Annotated in this window: 18 protein-coding genes and 2 pseudogenes; 7 read left to right on the forward strand and 13 right to left on the reverse strand. The window is 66.8% G+C overall.

Going from position 1 to position 20,097, the window contains the following annotated elements:
* The first annotated feature begins 311 nt into the window (after nucleotides 1-311).
* Together ybaL and cysK are read left to right on the forward strand one after the other, a co-directional pair.
* Nucleotides 312-2,051, forward strand: a complete 1,740-nt coding sequence (ybaL, locus tag LDO29_RS05155; RefSeq protein WP_224078715.1) for a YbaL family putative K(+) efflux transporter — start codon at nucleotides 312-314, stop codon at nucleotides 2,049-2,051.
* Nucleotides 2,052-2,147: 96 nt separating this feature from the next.
* On the forward strand, nucleotides 2,148-3,065 hold the full coding sequence (cysK, locus tag LDO29_RS05160) for a cysteine synthase A (protein WP_224078716.1): 918 nt from the start codon (nucleotides 2,148-2,150) through the stop codon (nucleotides 3,063-3,065).
* Nucleotides 3,066-3,123: 58 nt separating this feature from the next.
* Here the strand turns inward: cysK and LDO29_RS05165 are convergent, their stop codons facing one another.
* The 3 genes and pseudogenes from LDO29_RS05165 to LDO29_RS05175 all read right to left on the reverse strand — a co-directional run.
* Entirely contained in the window at nucleotides 3,124-3,963 is an 840-nt protein-coding gene (locus LDO29_RS05165) for a universal stress protein (RefSeq protein WP_224078717.1), read from the reverse strand.
* Nucleotides 3,964-4,017: 54 nt separating this feature from the next.
* A pseudogene (locus tag LDO29_RS05170) lies at nucleotides 4,018-4,215 on the reverse strand (MBL fold metallo-hydrolase RNA specificity domain-containing protein); the annotation flags it as partial.
* Nucleotides 4,197-4,340: pseudogene (locus LDO29_RS05175) on the reverse strand (MBL fold metallo-hydrolase); the annotation flags it as partial. The pseudogenes LDO29_RS05175 and LDO29_RS05170, both read right to left, overlap by 19 nt.
* Before the next feature lie 367 nt (nucleotides 4,341-4,707).
* On the opposite strand from LDO29_RS05175, the gene LDO29_RS05180 reads away from it, so the two are divergent.
* The 5 genes from LDO29_RS05180 (at nucleotide 4,708) to LDO29_RS05200 (ending at nucleotide 8,883) form a co-directional block, all read left to right on the forward strand.
* Nucleotides 4,708-5,163: a universal stress protein gene (locus LDO29_RS05180; protein WP_224078718.1), complete on the forward strand. Its 456-nt coding sequence runs from the start codon at nucleotides 4,708-4,710 to the stop codon at nucleotides 5,161-5,163.
* Nucleotides 5,164-5,192: 29 nt separating this feature from the next.
* Complete coding sequence (locus LDO29_RS05185) at nucleotides 5,193-6,194, forward strand: zinc-dependent alcohol dehydrogenase family protein (protein WP_224078719.1); 1,002 nt, start codon at nucleotides 5,193-5,195, stop codon at nucleotides 6,192-6,194.
* Nucleotides 6,195-6,294: 100 nt separating this feature from the next.
* Nucleotides 6,295-6,819, forward strand: a complete 525-nt coding sequence (locus LDO29_RS05190) for a hypothetical protein (protein WP_224078720.1) — start codon at nucleotides 6,295-6,297, stop codon at nucleotides 6,817-6,819.
* 97 nt (nucleotides 6,820-6,916) lie between these two features.
* A complete protein-coding gene (gene serA / locus LDO29_RS05195; protein ID WP_224079110.1) occupies nucleotides 6,917-8,164 on the forward strand; it encodes a phosphoglycerate dehydrogenase in 1,248 nt (415 codons plus the stop codon).
* Between the two features lie 437 nt (nucleotides 8,165-8,601).
* On the forward strand, nucleotides 8,602-8,883 hold the full coding sequence (locus tag LDO29_RS05200) for a hypothetical protein (protein WP_224078721.1): 282 nt from the start codon (nucleotides 8,602-8,604) through the stop codon (nucleotides 8,881-8,883).
* Nucleotides 8,884-8,947: 64 nt separating this feature from the next.
* Here LDO29_RS05200 and LDO29_RS05205 read toward each other — a convergent pair whose 3' ends face one another.
* From LDO29_RS05205 to LDO29_RS05250, 10 genes are all read right to left on the reverse strand, one after another.
* Nucleotides 8,948-10,588 (reverse strand): GMC family oxidoreductase, encoded by a 1,641-nt coding sequence (locus tag LDO29_RS05205; protein WP_224078722.1) that lies wholly within the window; start codon nucleotides 10,586-10,588, stop codon nucleotides 8,948-8,950.
* Nucleotides 10,589-10,604: 16 nt separating this feature from the next.
* Nucleotides 10,605-12,041, reverse strand: a complete 1,437-nt coding sequence (locus LDO29_RS05210) for an aldehyde dehydrogenase family protein (RefSeq protein ID WP_224078723.1) — start codon at nucleotides 12,039-12,041, stop codon at nucleotides 10,605-10,607.
* A 31-nt stretch (nucleotides 12,042-12,072) separates the two neighbouring features.
* Nucleotides 12,073-12,987: a TauD/TfdA dioxygenase family protein gene (locus LDO29_RS05215; RefSeq protein ID WP_224078724.1), complete on the reverse strand. Its 915-nt coding sequence runs from the start codon at nucleotides 12,985-12,987 to the stop codon at nucleotides 12,073-12,075.
* Between the two features lie 30 nt (nucleotides 12,988-13,017).
* Complete coding sequence (locus LDO29_RS05220) at nucleotides 13,018-14,019, reverse strand: Bug family tripartite tricarboxylate transporter substrate binding protein (protein WP_224078725.1); 1,002 nt, start codon at nucleotides 14,017-14,019, stop codon at nucleotides 13,018-13,020.
* 100 nt (nucleotides 14,020-14,119) lie between these two features.
* Nucleotides 14,120-15,268 (reverse strand): acyl-CoA dehydrogenase family protein, encoded by a 1,149-nt coding sequence (locus LDO29_RS05225; RefSeq protein WP_224078726.1) that lies wholly within the window; start codon nucleotides 15,266-15,268, stop codon nucleotides 14,120-14,122.
* Between the two features lie 18 nt (nucleotides 15,269-15,286).
* A complete protein-coding gene (locus LDO29_RS05230; RefSeq protein ID WP_224078727.1) occupies nucleotides 15,287-16,117 on the reverse strand; it encodes an SDR family NAD(P)-dependent oxidoreductase in 831 nt (276 codons plus the stop codon).
* A 52-nt stretch (nucleotides 16,118-16,169) separates the two neighbouring features.
* Nucleotides 16,170-16,586: a MaoC family dehydratase gene (locus LDO29_RS05235; protein WP_224078728.1), complete on the reverse strand. Its 417-nt coding sequence runs from the start codon at nucleotides 16,584-16,586 to the stop codon at nucleotides 16,170-16,172.
* A gap of 10 nt (nucleotides 16,587-16,596) precedes the next feature.
* On the reverse strand, nucleotides 16,597-17,040 hold the full coding sequence (locus LDO29_RS05240; RefSeq protein ID WP_224078729.1) for a MaoC family dehydratase N-terminal domain-containing protein: 444 nt from the start codon (nucleotides 17,038-17,040) through the stop codon (nucleotides 16,597-16,599).
* Nucleotides 17,041-17,060: 20 nt separating this feature from the next.
* On the reverse strand, nucleotides 17,061-18,248 hold the full coding sequence (locus tag LDO29_RS05245; RefSeq protein ID WP_224078730.1) for a lipid-transfer protein: 1,188 nt from the start codon (nucleotides 18,246-18,248) through the stop codon (nucleotides 17,061-17,063).
* 37 nt (nucleotides 18,249-18,285) lie between these two features.
* A complete protein-coding gene (locus tag LDO29_RS05250; RefSeq protein WP_224078731.1) occupies nucleotides 18,286-19,842 on the reverse strand; it encodes a long-chain-fatty-acid--CoA ligase in 1,557 nt (518 codons plus the stop codon).
* Between the last annotated feature and the right edge of the window lie 255 nt (nucleotides 19,843-20,097).

A 20,097-nucleotide genomic window follows, 5' to 3' on the forward strand; every position in this document is an offset into this window, starting at 1 on the left:
GGAGAGGATCATCGCCGCTAACCCGGCCGCGCACCATCTGCAATTCCCGAACGCACCGTTTGCCTGCGCCACATGCCGGGCCGCTGGCCTCACCCGCCGTGGCCAGCGGCGATGGAGTCGGCTGGAACCGGCTTGAACTCCCCCGCCAATATTTCCCTTCCGACAGATCCTCCCGCAGATGCCGTTATCATTATCAGAGCCTGGTATGTCTGCCGGCGCACGGCAGACCCATCGTTGCCAGATCGGCAACCGGCTGCCGGGCCCCGCAGCAGGACCACCCGTTTTCAATCCGCCGCTCCCATTCGTCCTGCATGGAACACAACATTCCCCTTATCACCACGCTTGCGGCCGGCTTCGGCATCGCCCTGGTCCTCGGCTTCCTGGCCGAGCGCATCAAGGTGCCGGCGCTGGTCGGCTACCTGGTCGCCGGCATCATCATCGGGCCGGGCACCCCGGGCTTTGTCGCCGACGTGCACCTGGCCTCCCAGCTTTCCGAGATCGGCGTGATGCTGCTGATGTTCGGCGTGGGGCTGCATTTTTCGCTGAAGGACCTGCTGGCGGTCAAGCGCATCGCCGTGCCTGGCGCCGTGGTGCAGATGGCACTGGCTACGGCGCTGGGCGCAGGGGTGGCGTGGCTGTGGGACTGGCATTGGGGCAGCGGGCTGATCTTCGGGCTCTCGCTATCGTGTGCCAGTACGGTGGTGTTGCTCAAGGCGCTGGAAACGCGCGGCGTGCTGGAAAGCATGAATGGCCGGATCGCGGTGGGCTGGCTGGTCGTCGAGGACCTGGCCACGGTGCTGGTGCTGGTCTTGCTGCCGCCGCTGGCAGGAATTCTCGGCGGATCGACAGGCGCCGAAGCGACGGAAACCAGGCCGCTGTGGACCACGATCGCGCTGACGCTGCTGCAGGTCGGTGCCTTCATCGCGCTGATGCTGGTGGCGGGCCGCCGGGTGCTGCCGTGGTTCCTGTGGCTGGTCGCGCGCACCGGCTCGCGCGAGCTGTTCACGCTGTCGGTCATTGCCTCGGCCATCGGCATTGCCTATGGCGCTGCCCAGCTGTTCAGCGTCTCGTTCGCGCTGGGCGCCTTCTTCGCCGGCATGGTCATGCGCGAGTCGGAGTTCAGCCACCGTGCGGCGCAGGAATCGCTGCCGCTGCGCGACGCGTTCTCGGTGCTGTTCTTCGTCTCGGTGGGCATGCTGTTCAAGCCCGCCATCCTGCTCGAGCAGCCCGCGCATGTGCTGGGTACCGTGGCGATCATCATCCTGGGCAAGGCGGTCGCGGCCTTCGCGCTGGTGCTGGCGTTCCGCTATCCGCTCAACACCGCGCTGACGGTGTCGGCCAGCCTGGCGCAGATCGGCGAATTCTCGTTCATCCTGGCCGGGCTAGGCCTTTCGCTTGGGCTGCTGCCCACCGAAGGCATGAGCCTGGTGCTGGCCGGCGCGCTGATCTCGATCGCGCTGAACCCGGTGCTGTTCGCCGTCAACGAGCCGTTCCGGCGCTGGATCCTCAAGCGCTCGGCACTGGCCAGGCATCTCGAGCAGCGGGGAGACCCCTATGCCGAACTGCCGATGAGCACCGAACGCAAGTACCTGGAAGGCCAGGTGGTGCTGGTTGGCTACGGCCGGGTGGGCCGGCGTATTGCCAGTGCGCTGCAGTCGCGTGGCATTCCGTTCGTGGTCGCGGAGCAGAACCGGGAACTGGTGGAAAGCCTGCGCAACGGCAACATCGCGGCGGTCTCCGGCAATGCCGCCGATCCTGCGGTCCTGATCCAGGCCCATATCGCGCAGGCTGCAATGCTGGTGGTGGCCATTGCCGACCCGCTCGATGTCCGCCAGATGGCCGATATCGCGCGCACGCTCAATCCGTCGATCGAGATCGTTCTGCGCACGCACAACGAGGACGAGTCCGTCATGTTGCGCAAGGAAGCGATCGGCACGGTCTTCTACGGTGAAGAGGAACTGGCCAAGGGCATGACCGCCCATGTGCTGGAGCGCTTTGCACCGGGTCCGCAGGTTCACGCCGAAGGCCATGCCGCGGGCCGGATGGCGTGACGCTGCCGGATAAGCCGTGGAAATTTCAATAAAATCCCGGCTGGCAAGCATACGCGCCGCGGCACGCCGCGCCCTGCGCAACCCTCCGGAGAAAACATGAAGGCCGACAACATTCTGCAAACCATCGGCAATACGCCGCATATCCGCATTAATCGCCTGTTCGGCGTCAGCCCCGAAGTCTGGATCAAGTCGGAGCGCTCCAACCCGGGCGGCTCGATCAAGGACCGCATTGCGCTGTCGATGGTGGAAGACGCCGAACGCCGCGGCATACTCAAGCCGGGCGGGACCATTGTCGAACCGACTTCGGGCAATACTGGCATCGGCCTGGCGATGGTGGCGGCGGTCAAGGGCTACAGGCTGATCCTGGTGATGCCGGACAGCATGTCCATCGAGCGCCGCCGGCTGATGCTCGCCTATGGCGCCACCTTCGACCTGACCCCGCGCGAGAAAGGCATGAAGGGGGCGATTGCCCGCGCCGAGGAACTGATTGCCACGATTCCGGGCGCCTGGATGCCCCAGCAGTTCGAGAATCCGGCCAATATCGAAGTCCATGCGCGCACCACCGCAGAGGAAATCCTGGCGGACTTCCCCGAAGGCCTCGATGCGCTGGTCACCGGCGTCGGCACGGGTGGCCATATTTCAGGATGCGCGCAGGTGCTCAAACAGAAGTGGCCGCAGCTCAAGGTGTTCGCCGTCGAGCCCACGGCTTCGCCGGTGATTTCCGGCGGCGCACCCGCTCCGCATCCGATCCAGGGTATCGGCGCCGGCTTTATCCCGGCCAACCTGAAGACCGGCCTGCTCGATGGCGTGATTCAGGTGGATGCCGAACCGGCCCGAGAAATGGCGCGGCGCTGCGCGCGCGAAGAAGGCATCCTGGTCGGCATTTCGTCCGGTGCGACACTGGCCGCCATTGCCAGCAAGCTGCCCGAGCTTCCCGCCGGCGCACGGGTGCTGGGCTTCAACTATGACACCGGTGAGCGTTACCTGACGGTCGAAGGTTTCCTGCCCGCCTGACGGCGCCGGCGCGCGCTGGCTGCCGATGCCAGCGCGTGCTTTCATGCGGCATTCCCATTCAATGTGACAGGAAGAGCGGCACGCCGGCACGCTGCACCAGCGTGCGCGTGGTGCCGCCAAGCACGCGTTCGCGCAGGCGGCCGCGGCCGTAGCCGCCTGCGACCAGCAGGCCGGCATCCAGTTCCTGCGCCAGCCTCAGCAGCACTTCCGCCGGCGGGCCGCCGTGCTCGACACGCAGCCGGGCCGTCACCCCATGCGTGGCCAGCCACTGCAGCAGGCGTTCGCCACCGGCCTCGGGCTCGGCTTCTCCACCGCCCCCGCCTTCTTCGGCCACCACCGCCACCGTCACGGCAGAAGCCTGTGCCAGCAACGGCAGCGCATCGCTCACGGCGCGTGCCGCCGGCCGGCTGCCATCCCAGCCCACCAGCGCATGTCCGCCCGGTGCCAGCGTGCCGCCGGCGGGCACCAGCAGCACCGGACGCCCCGCATTGAGCAGGGCATACTCGGCTTCCTTGGCCATGAGTGGCGGCGTGCTGTCGCCTTCCTGCAGCGGCGGCGGCAGGATCAGGTCCGCAAAGCGGCCTTCCGTGGCCAGCGCCCAGCCCGCCTCGGCCTCGACCACGACATGGCGGTACGCAACGCCGGCGCCCGATGGCGCCAGCGCGGCCTGCAGTACCGCCAGGTCTTGGTCGACGGCGCGCTGCAGCCTGGCGGCCGCCTGTTCGGCGTATTTCCCGGCCTCCTCGTCGGCACCGCGGAACGGCTCCAGCTGCGTGCCGGTAGCGGTCAGCCCTACCAGCCCGGCGCCAAAACGCCGGCACAGCGCCAGCGCGGCTTCCAGGCGTGGCGCGCGTGCGGGATCGTCGCCCAGCGCGACAAGGATCGTCTTGTAGTCCATCCGTTCATTGCTCCGTGCAAATGCGTGGTGTCAGGCCTGACATCAGGCGTGGTATCAGTGGAGCCGATAGCTCTGCCGGTATTCCGGCATGGTGACGGGCCACCGCAGGCCGCGTTCGATGCGCTGGCGCATGGCATCGCTCGCCTGCGGCTCGCCGTGGACGACAAAGGTGCGGCGCGGCGCCTGCGCAAACCCGCCGAGCCATGTCATCAGCTCATCGGCGTCCGCATGCGCGGACAGGTTCTCGATCTGCGCAGGCGCAGTGTCTTGTAGCCCTGGAACAGGCCGCAATCGACCATGACGCGGCTGCGGCCGGTATCCAGTACATCGCGCGATCCTGTCACGGTATCGGTCGCACCAAGGAACTGCAGTTGCATGAAGTCCTCCGGCGGGCAGGCGGTGTGGCGGCGCCCTCACGCTGAACGGAGCGGCAATGGCGGGGGGCGGGCGTCTGAGACGTGGATCAGTCTAGGCATTCTCGCACCCCAGGGCTTGATGGGCATCAATGCGGCACGGGCGCTTCGGGCTTTGGCACCACTTTTCCACCTTATAAGAGCCCCATTAATCACTTCAAATGTTGTCAGACCTTATTTCGCCTCTGTCGGAGTTCCCGCCGGTTGATGTAAGCCTTGATACAAGTCAAGCGACGGCCGCCCATGGCGACTACGCTGGAGTGCATGGGCCCGATAGAGCGGTCGCATCCATCCAATTTGCGTTATTCCATCCACTCTTGGGAGATCCGCCATGTACCAGCGCATCCTGCTAGCCGTAGACGGCAGCCAGTCTTCCGACCTGGCACTGAGCCAGGCCACCATCGTCGCGAAGGCCACTGGCGCAGAGGTCAAGGCGCTGTTTGTTGCCGACGACAGCGACGCCTTCTTCGAGGTGACCTACTTTGATACCAAGGCCTTGATGGAGGGCATCCTCGCCTTCGGCCGCAAGGCACTGGCGGAGGCTGCAGGCAAGCTGGAGGCGGCCGGCGTCAGGCATACGACCCAGCTCGTCGAGAAGCCGGTGGCCCCCGGCCAGATCTCTTCGACCATCGTGGCCCAGGCCGACGCCTGGGACGCCGACCTGATCGTGCTCGGCACCCACGGCCGGCGCGGCGTACGGCGCCTGCTGATGGGCAGCGTCTCGGAAGGCGTGGTCGGCAAGACCAACCGCCCGGTGCTGCTGATCCGCAGCGAGGTCGAAGGCTGACCCAATCTGCGGCGCCGGGGGGAGTTCCCATGCCTGACACCATGCGCGCGATGGTCCTGGAGCGGGCCGGCCAGCCGCTGCAACTGCGCACCGTGCCCGTGCCGGAGCCGGGCCCCGGCGAAGTCCGTATTGCCGTCAGCGCGTGCGGCGTCTGCCGTACCGACCTGCATATTGCTGATGGCGAGCTGGCGCACCCCAAGCCCGCCCTGATCCCCGGCCACGAGATTGTCGGCCGCATCGACGCCTGCGGCGCGGGCGTCGACGGATTCACGGTGGGCGAGCGCGTGGGCGTACCGTGGCTTGGCCATACCTGCGGGCACTGCCGGTATTGCCTGGCCCACCGCGAGAACCTGTGCGACACGCCGGCCTTCACCGGCTACACGCGCGACGGCGGCTACGCCGAATACACCATCGCCGACAGCCGCTATTGTTTCCATGTACCGGACGGCTATGACGACGAGCACGCGGCACCGCTGCTATGCGCCGGCCTGATCGGCCTGCGCACCTTGCGCATGGCTGGCGACGCCCGACGGGTCGGCATCTACGGCTTTGGCGCCGCCGCGCACCTGGTCGCACAGATTGCTGTCGCCGAGGGCCGACAGGTTTACGCCTTCACCCGGGCCGGCGATACCGGCGCCCAGCAACTCGCCCGCGATACTGGCGCCTGCTGGACCGGTGCCAGTGAGGAAGCGCCGCCTGACACGCTGGATGCGGCGCTGATCTTCGCGCCGGTCGGCGCACTGGTGCCGCAGGCGCTGCAGGCCGTCGACAAGGGCGGCACAGTCGTCTGCGGCGGCATCCACATGAGCGATATCCCCACGTTTCCCTACCGGTTGCTGTGGGAAGAACGGCGCGTGGTCTCGGTGGCGAACCTGACCCGCACCGATGGCGAGGCACTGATGGCGATCGCGGCCCGCACGCCGCTGCGCACCCATACCACCGGCTACCCGCTCGAGGCCGCCAACCAGGCGCTGGCCGACCTGCGCAGCGGCCGGCTGGCCGGTGCGGCAGTCCTGCGCGTAGGCCACTGACCCGCACGGCGGCGCGCGACTGCTCCACCAGGACTATTGCGCACCCTGGCCCGCTGGCCGGACAATTCCGGCATGCGGGATCCACCCGCCGGAGCCAAAGATGCGAATCCGCCTGGCAACCCTGGCCTCCCTGGCTTGCGTGGCAGCCCTGACCCTGGGCGCCTGCTCGACGCTGCAACCGGAACAGACCGGCCAGCGGCTGATCGGCAGCGACCAGGGTGCCGTCCGCAGTACATTCGGCGAGCCCACCGATGCCTTCAAGTTTCCGAACGGCACGTCGCGCTGGCTCTATTCGGAGCAGCCCATGGGCCATGCCGTCTATGCGGCCGACTTTGACGCAACCGGTAAGCTCGTCAGCTATCGCCAAATGCTGACGGAAGCCGAAATCTATCGTGCCCAGGTCGGCGTCTGGACCAAGCGCGACGTGCTCGAGCGCTTCGGCAAGCCGCGCGAGCCCATCCAATACTACCCGTTGATGAAACGCGAGGCGTGGTCTTACCGGATGTACCAGGACGGCTATCAGACCGCGCATTTCAGCTGCTATTTCGACGACAACGGCGTGCTGCAGCAGACCATGATCATCGTCGACCCGCTCGGCGGCGACCGGCGCGGACGTTCGCGCTGATCCCTCCCGGTCGCGGGAGCCAACGTTGGCGGAAGGGGCACCGGGACCGCGGGGGCTTTTTTCGCGCAGAATAGAACTTGCCGCGCCGCAGCAGAGACTGCCCGCGCGGTGCCCTTGCTCCCCTCTTGCGCGGAACCTGAACGTGACTACTGCGATCCTGCTCGAAAACATCCATGCAAGCGCCACGGCGCGCCTTGGCGAGGCCGGCCTGACGGTCGAACGCCGCAGCGGCGCGCTGGCCGGCGACGAACTGCGCCAGGTGCTGTCCAGCCATGACCTGGTTGGCATCCGCTCCGCCACGCACCTGCGCGCCGACGACATCCGCAGCGCGCCGGACCTGCTCAGCATCGGCTGCTTCTGCATCGGCACCTCGCAGGTCGATCTGGAAGCCGCGACAGCGGCAGGCATCCCGGTATTCAACGCACCGTTTTCCAACACGCGGTCGGTGGCGGAGCTGGTCGTGTCCGAGGCCGTGATGCTGCTGCGCAGGATTCCGGAAAAGAACGCGCTTGCCCATGCCGGCAAGTGGGCCAAGGGCGCGAGCGGCGCGTTCGAGGCGCGCGGCAAGACCATTGCCATCGTCGGCTACGGCAATATCGGCTCGCAGGTCGGCGTGCTGGCCGAGTCGATGGGCATGCGCGTGGTGTACTACGACGTGCTCGCCCGGCTGTCGCTCGGTTCGGCACGTGCCGCCGGCACGCTCGAAGAAGCGGTGTCGCACGCGGACGTGGTCACGCTGCACGTGCCTGCCACCGCGCGCACGCACAACATGATCGACGCGCATGTGCTCGCCCGCTTCAAGCCCGGCGCGATCCTGATCAATGCTTCGCGCGGCACGGTGGTGGACATCGAAGCGCTCGCGGCAGCGCTGCGCGAGAAGCGCCTGGGCGGCGCCGCGATCGACGTATTCCCGGAAGAGCCCAAGACCAACAACGACCCGTTCGCCAGCCCGCTGCAGCAGCTTCCCAATGTCCTGCTGACCCCGCACATCGGCGGCAGCACCGAAGAGGCGCAGGAGAACATCGGCACCGAGGTAGCGGCCAAGCTGCTGAATTTCCTGAATACCGGCGGCACCATCGGCGCCGTCAACTTTCCCGAAGTCGATCCCGGCCCGCTGCACGCGCCGGCACGCCTGCTCAACATCCACAGCAACGCGCCAGGCGCGCTGGCCGCGCTGAACACGCTGCTGGCCCAGGACGGCGTCAACATCAACGGCCAGCACCTGCAGACACGCGGCCATACCGGCTACGTCGTCACGGACCTCGACCGCGTGCCGTCCGACGCGCTGATGGCGGCACTGCGCACGCACGCGGGATTCGTCCGTTCGCGCCTGCTGGTCCGGTAAGTCCAGCTCCGCTCTCTAGCCATCCCTGTCCCACGATATCCGTGGTCGGGCGCATGCATCGCCTGTGAACCGGCCGCGGATGAGACCTCTCTTCTGAAGATCTGTGCGCATCTTCGGCTTTGCTGACGGAACCCGCTGCAACCAATCAAGAATGGGCCCGGATGAGTCTCCATTCTTCCCGGCCATAGGCTCTCGGCTCTGGAATAGATTCGGCGACAACGCCGCCAAACCACACCGGAAGTCAACAAGCTGCAATATTTTTAGGGGAATTACTAAAGCCCCGCTCCGGCGCGCCGCTATCCGCGACAGGAGCGTCCGACACGCAGTCGCGCTCGGCGCCACACGGCAGCGGCCAGGTGGCATCCACCATGGAGGGAGTCGATATGGACGGAAGAGAAAGGCGCGTGCTAGCCTGGGCAAGGCGGGTCGGACTATCGTTGTGGCTTGCTGCCGGCATCGCCGCAACCGCGGCCGCACAGTCCGGCACCATTGCGTTCCGCGGTGCGATCACCGAGCCCTCATGCGGGTTCGAGCCGGAAGCCCTGGGCGTCAACGCGACATGCCTGACGCCCGCGGGGCGGCCTGTCAGCAAGGCTCTCAGCGTGGCGGGCATCGGCAAGTCCGTCAGCGCCAGGGTCGGTGCCGCCCAGCTGAGGCTGGAGCCGCTCGGTCGCCGTGGCGCCACCAGGGCCTACGTCGTCGTGGCCACCTACCTCTAGAACAACCTTCGGAGAATCGCCTCGCCCCCAATCGGAGCGGCGAGGCGATTGCGGCGCCAGCCGGCTAGCGGCCGGCCCGGATCAGGTCCGCAGCTTTCTCGGCGATCATGATCGCCGGCGCGTTGGTGTTGCCAGCCACCAGCGTGGGCATGATGGATGCATCGACCACGCGCAGCCCCTGCACGCCGCGCACGCGCAGCGCCGGATCCACGACGGCCATGTCGTCCACGCCCATCTTGCAGGTACCGACCGGGTGGTAGACGCTGTCGGTCCGCTCGCGCACGAAGGCCTCGATGACCTGCTGATTGCCCTCGCCTGGGCCGAAATCATCGGTGAACAATTCCCGGCCGCCGGCGCTGGCCAGCGCCTGCTGTGCAAAGATCCGACGGATCGCGCGCACGCCGGCCACCATGCCGGCCATGTCCTCTTCGTCGCTGAGGAAGCGCGGATCGATCAGCGGCGCCTCTCGCATGTCCGCCGAACGCAGGCGCACTTCCCCGCGGCTCCTCGGCCGCAGCACGCAGGCGTGGCAGGAATAGCCGTGGCCCAGCTTCTTCCTGTCGCCGCCATGGTTGAGCAACGCCGGGACGAAGTGCAGCTGGATGTCGGGAGCCGCCAGACCCTGCCGGCTCCGGATGAACGCACCCGCTTCGGCAAAGTTGCTGCTCGGCATGCCGGTGCGCTTGCGGCGATAGCGCAGCAGCTCCATGGAAAGCTTGGCAAAGCCCGGCAGCGAATGACCGAACAGGTCAAGCGAACGCACCCGCTTGTTGAGGATGACGTCCGGATGATCCTGCAGGTTCTTGCCCACGCCCGGCACGTCGGCCACGACACGGATGCCCAGGTCGCGCAGCTCCTGCGCCGGCCCCACGCCCGATGCTAGCAGGAGCTGCGGCGAGTTGAAGGCGCCGGCGCTGACAATGACTTCGCGCCGTGCCGCGAGTTTCTGTTCCACGCCGCCGCGCACCACGGTCAGGCCTGCCGCGCGCGTGCCATCAAAGTCGATGCGCAGGACCTGCGTATCGACCAGCACCGACAGGTTGCGTCGGCCGCCGCTCAGCGTCTTGTCGCCAGCATTGCCCTGGTGCAGGTAGGCCCGCGCCGTGTTCCAGCGCTCGCCCCGATGTTGCGTGACGTGGTACAGCCCTGCGCCATCCTGCTCCGCCCCGTTGAAGTCGCCGTTCGCCGCGTAGCCGGCCTGGATCGCCGCCTGGACAAAGCGGTTCGAGAACGGGTTGGGCGAGCGCAGGTTGCTCACACGCAACGGGCCTGAGCCACCATGCCAGCGGTTGTCGTCGCGGCCGCTGTAGTCCTCGTGGTGTTCGCTGCGCCGGAAGTACGGCAGCACGTCCTCATAGTTCCAGCCGGTGCAGCCCAGACGCGCCCAGTCGTCATAGTCGTTGCGGTGGCCGCGGATATAGACCATGCCGTTGATCGACGAACTGCCGCCCAGGCATTTGCCGCGCGGCTGGTAGCCCCGTCGGCCGTTGAAGCCGGCTTGCGGCTCGGTCAGGTAGCCATAGTTGCGCACCCCAGGCTTCGGCACCGTCGATGCCAGGCCAATCGGCATCCACACACTGACGTGGTGGTCGCTGGGACCAGCCTCGATCAGGGCCACCGTCACGGCCGGATCCTCGGCGAGCCGCGCCGCGATGGCGCAGCCAGCCGAACCCGCACCCACCACCAGATAGTCAAACACTTCCATTTGTGCAGTCACTCCTTCATGCACTTGCGGCACAGCCGGCAACCGACTTGTATTCCAGGAACTCGGCCAGGCCATAGGCGCCGAACTCACGGCCGTTGCCCGACGCCTTGTAGCCGCCGAACGGCGCGGTGAAGTCCATCTTCGCGCCGTTGATCTGCACGGAGCCCGCGCGCAGGTCCCCCGCGACGCGGCGTGCGCGCGCCGGGTCGCCGGACCAGACATAGGCCGCCAGGCCGTACGGCGTGTCGTTGGCAATGCGGATCGCCTCGGCCTCGTCGTCGTAGGGAATCATCGACAGCACTGGCCCGAAGATCTCCTCGCGGGCGATCGTCATGTCGTTGCTGACATCGGCGAACACCGTCGGGCGGTTGTAGAAACCCTGCGCAAGCCCGTCCGGCCGGCCCGGGCCGCCGGCCACCACGCGAGCGCCTTCGCGGATGCCGGTTTCGATCATGCGCTGCACGCGCTCGTACTGCGCGCGGTTGGAGCTCGGGCCGAGCTTGCTGTCCGGCGATGCGGGATCGCCCACCGTCAGCGCCTGCGCCGTGGCTTGCGCAATGGCGATGGCCGCCTGGTACTGCGCGCGCGGCACCAGCATGCGCGTGGGCGCCGTGCAGGTCTGGCCCGAATTGAGCATGCAGCTCACCACGCCCGCGGAGACGGCGGCCTTCAGGTCGGCATCGTCCAGGATCACGTTGGGCGACTTGCCGCCGAGTTCCTGCGCGACGCGCTTGACCGTGGGCGCGGCCTGCATGGCCACATCGACGCCGGCACGCGTGGATCCCGTGATGGACACCATGTCCACGCCCTGATGGCGCGACAGTGCGGCACCCACCGCCGGGCCGGTGCCGAACAGCATGTTGAATACGCCTGCCGGCGCGCCGGCATCGTGCACGATCTCGGCAAAGATGCGTGCATCCAGCGGCGCGATCTCCGAAGGCTTGAGCACCACCGTGCAGCCCGCCGCCAGCGCCGGGGCGACCTTGGCGGCGATCTGGTTGATCGGCCAGTTCCAGGGGGTGATCAGCGCCGCTACGCCGACCGGCTCGCGCACCACCTGCGTTGTGCCGCTGACGGTGACAAAATCAAAGGCCTCCAACGCGGCAATGGCCGACTGGATCTGCACCAGGCCCATCGGCGCCTGGTACTCGCGGCACAGCCACAGCGGCGCTCCGATTTCCGTGCTGATGGCCTCCGCGATCTCGCCGATGCGTGCCTTGTAGCCGACGGCGATGCGGCGCAGCAGCGCCAGCCGCTCCTCGCGGCTCGACTTCGACCATGACGCGAACGCGTCGCGTGCCGCCGTCACGGCGCGGTCGACATCGGCCGCGCCGCCCATGGCAACCGTGCCGATCACTGCCTCCGTCGCCGGGTTGACGATGTCCGCCAGCGAGAAGCCATCGGCGGGTTTTACCCACTCGCCCCCGATATAGAACGTATTGAGATTGTGCATCGATCGTAGCTCCTGAAATTTTGGGGGCGCTTCAGAAAGGTTTGTCGCCGATGATGGTGGCGCGCATCATGCGGCGTACTGCCGGGAAATAGTCCTGTACGGCGTAGTGTTGCGTGGACCGGTTGTCCCAGAACGCAATGGTGTTGGGCCGCCACTTCAGGCGAACCTGGTATTCAGGGACAGCGGCCTGGCGGAACAGGTATTGCAGCAGGTCCAGCTCGCCATAGCGGAAGTCGAAGCCCACGCGGAACTGCGCCTTCTCGCCGAAGTTGGCCAGGTGCGTGACGAAGCCTTCGTTGACGTAGAGGATCTTCTCGCCGCCCTCCGGGTGCGTGCGCACGACCGGGTGCGTAACGGCGGGGAACTTCTTGCGGTTGATCTCGCGCTCTACGGGCGTCATGCGCGCGCCGAAGCCGGGCATGATGTCGTGCACGGCATAGAGACCGTCGATCCGCTCCTTGACGGCCTCGGGCAGTGCCGCGTAGGCGCGCGCCATGTCGACCCAGATCGTGTCGCCGCCGGCCTCCGGGCACTCCACGCAGCGCAGCATCGACGCCATCGACGGCACCTCGCGCCAGGACACGTCGGAGTGGTAGATGTTCTCGCGACCGCGCATGTCCTTGTTGCCGCCCAGCAGTACCAGCTCCGGGTGGTCGGGGTGATGCGGGAACACCGGGTGGACTTCGAGTTCGCCGAAATGGCGCGCGAGCTGGACGTGCTGGGCCGGCGTGATGTCCTGGTCGCGGAAAAACAGCACCTTGTGGCGCACCAGCGCCTGGCGCAGCGAGGTCAGGGTCGCGTCGTCCAGCGGCTCGCGCAGGTCGATCCCGCCAACCTCGGCGCCGATGGTGGGGGTGGAGCGCGTAACGGTGAAGCCATGGTAGTCCAGGGTCACCGGATCGGTGGATACCTCTTTCAGGCGGGTGGCTGCGTTGCTGTGGATCATGTTGTCTCCTCTGTCGGTTTGTCGGTCACGTCAGTCCAGGCGAATGTCGGACGCGCGAATGGCTTCCGCCCAGTAGGCCTGCTCGGTCTTGACGACATCCGCGAACGCGGACGGCGTGCTGCCCTTGAGGACGATGCCAAGATCGACCATGCGCGCGCGGAAATCCGGGTTGGCAAGCGTGCGGTTGACGTCGGCGGAAACCTTCTCCACGATCGCGCGCGGCGTCGCGGCCGGCGCGAACATGCCGATCCATCCCTGCCGTTCGAGCCCGCGCACGCCGGCCTCGGCAAACGTCGGCACGTCGGGCAATAGCGGCGAGCGCCCTGAACCGGCCACCGCCAGTACGCGCAGCTTGCCGGCAGCGGCATGCTGGCGCGCGCTCACTGCCGCAATCATGCCGGCCGGGAGCTGCCCGCCCAGCAGGTCGTTGATCATCGGCGCCTCGCCCTTGTAGGGCACGTGCGTGAGCGCGACATTGGCGTTGCGGCCGAAGATCTCCATCTGCAGGTGGCCGCTCGAACCCAGCCCATACGAGCCGTAGGCGAACGGCTTGCCCTGCTTGCCGATATAGTCGATGAGCTGCTTCAGGCTGGTCACGCCCAGCGAGGGCTGAACCACCAGCGCAAGGTGCGAGGTGGCCAGTTCCGAAACGGGTGCGAAGTCGCGCACCGGGTTGTACGACGCCTTGCTGTACAGGCTCGGTGCCTGCACCATGCCCGTCAGGGTCAGCAGCAGGGTATGGCCGTCCGGATCGGCCTTGGCCACCATGTCGGCGCCGATCATGCCGCCGGCGCCCGGCCGGTTGTCAACGATGACCGGCTTGCCCCAGGCCTTGGCGAGGCCCTCGGCAATCTGCCGCGCGACCACATCGCCGGTACCGCCCGCCTGGTACGGGTACACCACGCGCACCGCGCGCGACGGATACCCCGTCCCATTGGCCTGCGCCCGGGCATTGAGGCCGATGCCCCCGAATGCCGCGCCGGCCAGCCCGAGTCCCAACTGCTGCAAAACCTTCCGCCTTTGCTGCTGCATCTTGCTGTCTCCACATTGTCATTGGTCCTGGCTGATTCGCGGCTGCTGCCGGCCTCTGGCGGGCCTGGTCATGCAGCCGCGGTACTGCATGCTGCTAACGTCAGAGCGTGCGCGCGATGATCTCCTTCATGATCTCGTTCGAGCCGCCGTAGATCTTGCCCACGCGCGCGTTCACGTACATGCGCGCGATCGGGTACTCCATCATGTAGCCGTAGCCGCCGTGCAGTTGCAGGCATTCGTCGATGATTTCGCAGCTCGTCTGCGTGCCCCACCACTTGGCCATGGCGGCGGTCTCGGGATCGAGCTCGTCGCGCAGGACCCTGGCCATGCAGTCGTCGACGAAGGCACCCGCGATGACCGCCTTGGTCTTGCACTCGGCCAGCTTGAAGCGCGTGTTCTGCATATCGAGCAGCGTGGCGCCGAACACCTTGCGTTCGCGCACGTAGTCGGCCGTCAGTTCCACCGCGCGCTCCATGGCGGACAACGCGCCCAGCGCGATGATCATGCGCTCCTGCGGAAGCTGCTGCATGAGCTGGTAGAAGCCCTTGCCTTCTTCCGTGCCGAGCAGGTTCGCGCACGGCACGCGCACGTCGTCGAAGAACAGCTCGGCGGTGTCCTGTCCCTTCTGGCCGATCTTCTCGAGGATACGGCCGCGGCGGAAGCCGGGCAGGTTTTCCGTCTCGACCACCACGATCGACACGCCCTTGGCTCCCTTGTCCGGATCGGTCTTGCAGACCACCAGGATCAGGTCGGCCAGGTAGCCGTTGGTGATGAAGGTCTTCGACCCATTCAGCACATAGTGGTCGCCGTCGCGCACGGCCCGGGCCTTGATGCTCTTGAGGTCGGAGCCTGCGCCGGGTTCCGACATGGCGATCGCCGCCACCATTTCGCCGCTGGCCATCTTCGGCAGCCAGTGGCGCTTCTGCGCCTCGGTGCCATAGCGCAGGATGTAGTGCGCGACAATGCCGCTGTGGACGTTGGTGCCAAGGCTGCTAACGCCAGCGCGAGACTGCTCCAGCGTGATGATCGCCTCATGCGCGAAGTTGCCGCCGCCGCCGCCGTACTCTTCCGGGATGCTCGCGCACAGCATGCCCATCTCGCCGGCCTTGCGCCAGATCTCGCGATCCACGTGCTGCTGCTTCCACCAGCGGTCTTCATGCGGAACCAGTTCGCGCTCGATGAACTTGCGGATGGCGTCCTGGAACATCGCCAGGTCATCCGTGATCCAGGGTCGTTGGTTGAATGCCATGATGTCGCTCCTGCCCGATCAGGGACGGCCGCCGCCGCAGATCAGCACCTGGCCGGTGATGTAGTTCGACTCGGGAATGCACAGCAGGTACACCGAGCCGGCCGCTTCCACCGGGGTGCCGCCGCGGCCCAGCGGGATCATCGATTCGATGTTCTTCATCAACTGCGGATTCACGCCGACCTTGATCTCGTTGCCGCCGATGTTCAGCGTCGAGGTGTTGTCCGAGCCGGCCGTGGCCTCCGTCAGGCGGGTCTTGATCAGGCCGAAGGCGACGCTGTTGACGTTGACCTTGTAGCGGCCCCATTCCTTGGCAAGCGCCTTGGTCAGGCCGTTGATGGCGGCCTTGCCGGCCGAGTAGTTGGCCTGGCCGGCGTTGCCCATCACGCCCGAGACCGACGAGATATTGACCACCTTGCGGAACACTTCCTGGCCGGCCTCGGCTTCCTTCTTGGCGGCTTCGCGGAAGTAGTCGGCGGCGGCGCGCAGGATGCGGAACGGCGCGGTCACGTGTACGTCCATGATGGCCGACCACTGCTCGTCGGTCATCTTCTGGATCACGTTGTCCCAGGTGTAGCCCGCGTTGTTGACGATGATGTCCAGACGGCCGAAAGTCTGCAGCGCGGTGCCGACGAAGCGCGTGCCGAAATCGGCGTCGGTGACGCTGCCCACGCAGGCCACGGCCTTGCCGCCGGCGGCGACGATCTCCTGCACCACCGCCTGCGCCGGTTCCGCGTCCAGGTCATTGATGACCACGGCCGCGCCTTCGCTGGCGAGCTTCAGCGCGATCTCGCGGCCGATGCCGCGGCCCGAACCCGAAACGATGGCGACCTTGTCGACAAGCTTGCTCATTTTCCTGTACTCCTTTGCTGATCTGTTAAATGTCCTGGCTGTCCGCGCCGCGTCAGGCGGCAAGGGCGATCAGTGCGTCGCCCGACAGCTTGATTTCGCCCGCCTGGTTGCGGGTCTCCAGTGCCACGCGCACGGTGCGCGCGGCGTCGTCCTTTTCCACCACCTTGCCGGTGCAGACGATCTCGTCGCCAACATGCGTGATGGCGGCAAAGCGCACCGAGAAGTTGCGGATGGCCTGCTGCGGCACCCAGTTGGTCAGCAGGCGGCCAAGGTAGGCCATCGACAGCATGCCGTGCGCGAACACGTCGGGCATACCCGCCTTGCGCGCGAAGTCGATGTCGACGTGGATCGGGTTGTGGTCGCCCGAGGCACCGGCGTACAGCGCCAGCGTGAGGCGGTTCAGCGGCGGCGCAGTGAAGGACGGCAGCTCCGTGCCGACCGCGATCTCATCAAACCGGAGGGTCTGCATGGCTGTCTCCTTAGCTGTTGCGCACGACGATGGTGCTGCGCAGGTCGGCGACCGGGTCGCCCTTGGCGTCGGTCACGCGGGTCTCGCGCACCACGAACTCCAGCGCGCCGCCCTTCTTGTCGTAGATGTCAGCCACACGGGTCTCGAAGGTCAGGCGTTCGCCCGCATAGGCCATGCGGTGGTACTCGAAATGCTGCTGGCCGTGCAGGACCTTGCCGATGTCGATGTTCAGCCGCTCGATCATCGCGCGCGGATTGGGCGACTCCATCTCCAGGCAGAACAGGAAGGTCGGCGGCACCGGCAGGCCGGGATAGCCCGCAGCCTCGGCTGCGGCCAGGTCGGTATAGCGCGCATCGGCCTGGCCCGTCGCCTTGGCGAAGAAGCGCAGGCGCCCGGCCTCCACGTCGACGGAATGGCGCGAGATCAGCGCGCCGATATGCATCTTGTCGATCATCTTGCTGCTTCCTTTGCCGCTTACTGCTGGCGTTCGTACAGCGTCACCACACAGGCGCCACCGAGGCCGAGGTTGTGCTGCAGTGCGAGGCGCGCGCCTTCGACCTGGCGGTCGCCGGCCTTGCCACGCAGTTGCCAGACCAGTTCGGCGCATTGCGCAAGGCCAGTGGCACCGAGCGGATGGCCCTTGGACAGCAGGCCGCCCGACGGGTTGGTGACCACGCGGCCGCCATAGGTGTTGTCGCCGTCGACGATGAACTTCTCGGCCGTGCCGACCGAGGTCAGGCCCAGGCCCTCATAGGTGATCAGTTCATTGGCGGTGAAGCAGTCGTGCAGTTCCACCACGTCGATATCAGTCGGCGCGACGCCGGCCTTTTCGTAGACCGCGTTCGCGGCGGCGGCGGTCATGTCGTAGCCCACCACCTTGCGCATGTCGCCTTCATCGAAGGTGCTGTTGCGGTCCGTGGTCATGGCCTGCGCGGCGATCTTCACGCGGGTGTCCAGGCCATGCTTGCGTGCGAACGATTCCGAACACAGGATCGCGGCTGCCGCGCCGCAGGTCGGCGGGCAGCACTGCAGGCGCGTAAGCGGGTCGAACACGGTCGGCGCCGCCATCACCTCTTCCAGCGTCACGGTGTTGCGGAACACCGCGAACGGGTTGCGCGCGGCATGCTGGCGTGCCTTGACCGAGATGCGAGCAAAGGTGTCGGGGCGGATGCCGTATTCCTTCATGTACGCGCGGCCGGCGCCGCCGAAGAACTGGGCCGCGCGCGGCGCCTGTTCGTCGAAGCCCTGGACTTGCGCCATGGTCTTCGCGAAGCGTTCCATCGGGCCCGGGCGGTCGGTATAGGCACCCTTGAGTGCGCCCGGCACCATCTGCTCGAAGCCGACCGCGATCGCGCATTCGATCGCACCACTCTCCACCGCCTGGCGCGCCAGGAACAGCGCGGTCGAGCCGGTGGCGCAGTTGTTGTTGACGTTGATGACCGGGATGCCGGTCAGGCCGACGCCGTAGATGGCTGCCTGCCCGGACGTGGAATCGCCGAACACATAGCCCACATAGGCCTGCTCGACCAGCGCATAGTCGATACCCGCGTCGGCCAGCGCGGCCTTGGCGGCGTTGGCGCCCATCACGCCGTAGTCATCGCTGGCGCCCGGCTTGGTGAACGGGATCATGCCGACGCCGGCCACTACCACTTTGTTGCTCATGTCGATTTCCTGCTGAGAGTTGAAGGAGGCGGCCGCTTCAGTTGACCTGCCGGGTGTTGTCTTTCCAGTATGGGGAGCGCAGATCGCGCTTGAGGATCTTGCCGGCCGCGGACAGCGGCATTTCCCCGCGGAATTCGATGCGCTTCGGGCACTTGTAGCCGGCAATGAACTGGCGGCAGTGCTCGCGCAGGCCGGCTTCGTCCGCCTGCGCGCCCGGCTTGAGCACGACCACGGCATGCACGGCTTCGCCCCAGCGCGAATCGGGCACGCCGATCACGGCGCACGATGCCACCGCCGGATGGCGCGAGAGCACGTTCTCGACCTCGGCCGAATAGACGTTCTCGCCGCCGCTGACGATCATGTCCTTGAGTCGGTCGACGATGAACAGGTAGCCGTTCTCGTCCATGTAGGCGCCGTCGCCGGTATGCAGCCAGCCGCCACGCAGCGTGTCGGCGGTCTCGGCAGGCTTGTTCCAGTAGCCCTGCATGACGTTCGGGCCGCGCACGACGATCTCGCCCACGGTGTTGCGCGGCACTTCGACGCCCTGCTCGTCGACGATCTTCACGGTGACGCCATAGCCGGGACGGCCGGCCGAGCGGTACAGGCCGCTGGCACGGCCTTCGGGGCCGTGGTTGGCGGGCGGGTTGACGGAGACCACCGGGGCGGCCTCGGTCAATCCGTACGCGTGATAGAACTGCACCTGCGGCAGCGCGGCCAGCGCCGTGTCCAGCAAGCCGGCGCTGATCGGCGAGGCACCGTAGTTGATGCGCTGCAGGGCGCTCAGGTCATGGCTCGCGAAGTCCGGATGCGACAACACCGCCTGCAGCATGGTGGGCACCAGCAGGATCTCGTTGACCTTCTCGCTCACCATGGTTTCCAGCACCTCCCTGGCATCGAAGGCGGGAATCAGCGCGTGCGTGGCGCCGGCGACGAACAGCGTCACCGCCTTGGCCATCGCAGCGGTATGGAACAGCGGGCATGCGTGCAGCGTGATGGTGTCTTCCGGGCATGGGTACTGCGCCATGCGTGAAATGGCCGACGACCACAGGTTCATGTGCGACTGCATCACGCCCTTCGGCTTGCCCGTGGTGCCGCCCGTGTACATGATGGCGGCAAGGTCATCGCCGCCGCGCAGCGCATCTTCGACAGGCGTGGCATCGGCCACCAGTTGCTCGTAGGACAGCATGCCGTCAGGTGCGGGGCCGTCGCCGGCATGGATCAGCAGCGGCTTGCGGCAAGCGCCGGCAACGATGCCGGCCGCCATGGGCAGGAAATGATCGTCGACGATCAGGATGCCGGTGTCGCAGTCGTCCAGCGAGTAGACGATCTCCGGCACGCTCCAGCGGGTATTGACGGGATTGAGCACGCCGCCGCCCCACCAGACGGACAGCATATATTCGATATAGCGGTCCGAGTTCAGCGCCAGCATGCTGACGCGGTCGCCCTCGGCCATGCCGAGCTGGCGCAGCGCGCCGGCCAGGCGGGCGACGCGGTCGCCCAGTTGACGGAAGGTCTGGCGGCGTGTGCGGAAGACGGTTGCGGTGCGGTCGGGTGTTTGCTGCAGGCAGCGGTGCAGCCCCTGGGTGAGGTACATACTACGAAGTCTCCGGTAATGCGGTGGCGCGGCAGGGTGGCTGGGCGGACATGGCGCCCCGCTGTAGTTGGCCACTTTAGGAGCCGCCCGGTCGCCTGTCGTCCGTCGAAGGGAGGAAAATCCCGCCGGGTACCGAATCGTCCGAACGAACTACGACAGGCGCATGCCGGCGTGAAACAATCGCGTTTTTCCTGATTTCAGCCGCCAAAATGGGTATCAACGGTCACAAATCAGGACAGATTGCTGAAAGATGTG

Source organism: Cupriavidus laharis (genome assembly GCF_914271435.1).
Classification (GTDB): Bacteria; Pseudomonadota; Gammaproteobacteria; order Burkholderiales; family Burkholderiaceae; genus Cupriavidus; species Cupriavidus laharis.

Coding starts and splice junctions, on each gene's coding strand:
- ybaL (WP_224078715.1), top strand. CDS start 312: ATGGAACACAACATTCCCCTTATCACCACGCTTGCGGCCGGCTTCGGC.
- cysK (WP_224078716.1), top strand. CDS start 2,148: ATGAAGGCCGACAACATTCTGCAAACCATCGGCAATACGCCGCATATC.
- LDO29_RS05165 (WP_224078717.1), bottom strand. CDS start 3,963: ATGGACTACAAGACGATCCTTGTCGCGCTGGGCGACGATCCCGCACGC.
- LDO29_RS05180 (WP_224078718.1), top strand. CDS start 4,708: ATGTACCAGCGCATCCTGCTAGCCGTAGACGGCAGCCAGTCTTCCGAC.
- LDO29_RS05185 (WP_224078719.1), top strand. CDS start 5,193: ATGCCTGACACCATGCGCGCGATGGTCCTGGAGCGGGCCGGCCAGCCG.
- LDO29_RS05190 (WP_224078720.1), top strand. CDS start 6,295: ATGCGAATCCGCCTGGCAACCCTGGCCTCCCTGGCTTGCGTGGCAGCC.
- LDO29_RS05205 (WP_224078722.1), bottom strand. CDS start 10,588: ATGGAAGTGTTTGACTATCTGGTGGTGGGTGCGGGTTCGGCTGGCTGC.
- LDO29_RS05210 (WP_224078723.1), bottom strand. CDS start 12,041: ATGCACAATCTCAATACGTTCTATATCGGGGGCGAGTGGGTAAAACCC.
- LDO29_RS05215 (WP_224078724.1), bottom strand. CDS start 12,987: ATGATCCACAGCAACGCAGCCACCCGCCTGAAAGAGGTATCCACCGAT.
- LDO29_RS05220 (WP_224078725.1), bottom strand. CDS start 14,019: ATGCAGCAGCAAAGGCGGAAGGTTTTGCAGCAGTTGGGACTCGGGCTG.
- LDO29_RS05225 (WP_224078726.1), bottom strand. CDS start 15,268: ATGGCATTCAACCAACGACCCTGGATCACGGATGACCTGGCGATGTTC.
- LDO29_RS05230 (WP_224078727.1), bottom strand. CDS start 16,117: ATGAGCAAGCTTGTCGACAAGGTCGCCATCGTTTCGGGTTCGGGCCGC.
- LDO29_RS05235 (WP_224078728.1), bottom strand. CDS start 16,586: ATGCAGACCCTCCGGTTTGATGAGATCGCGGTCGGCACGGAGCTGCCG.
- LDO29_RS05240 (WP_224078729.1), bottom strand. CDS start 17,040: ATGATCGACAAGATGCATATCGGCGCGCTGATCTCGCGCCATTCCGTC.
- LDO29_RS05245 (WP_224078730.1), bottom strand. CDS start 18,248: ATGAGCAACAAAGTGGTAGTGGCCGGCGTCGGCATGATCCCGTTCACC.
- LDO29_RS05250 (WP_224078731.1), bottom strand. CDS start 19,842: ATGTACCTCACCCAGGGGCTGCACCGCTGCCTGCAGCAAACACCCGAC.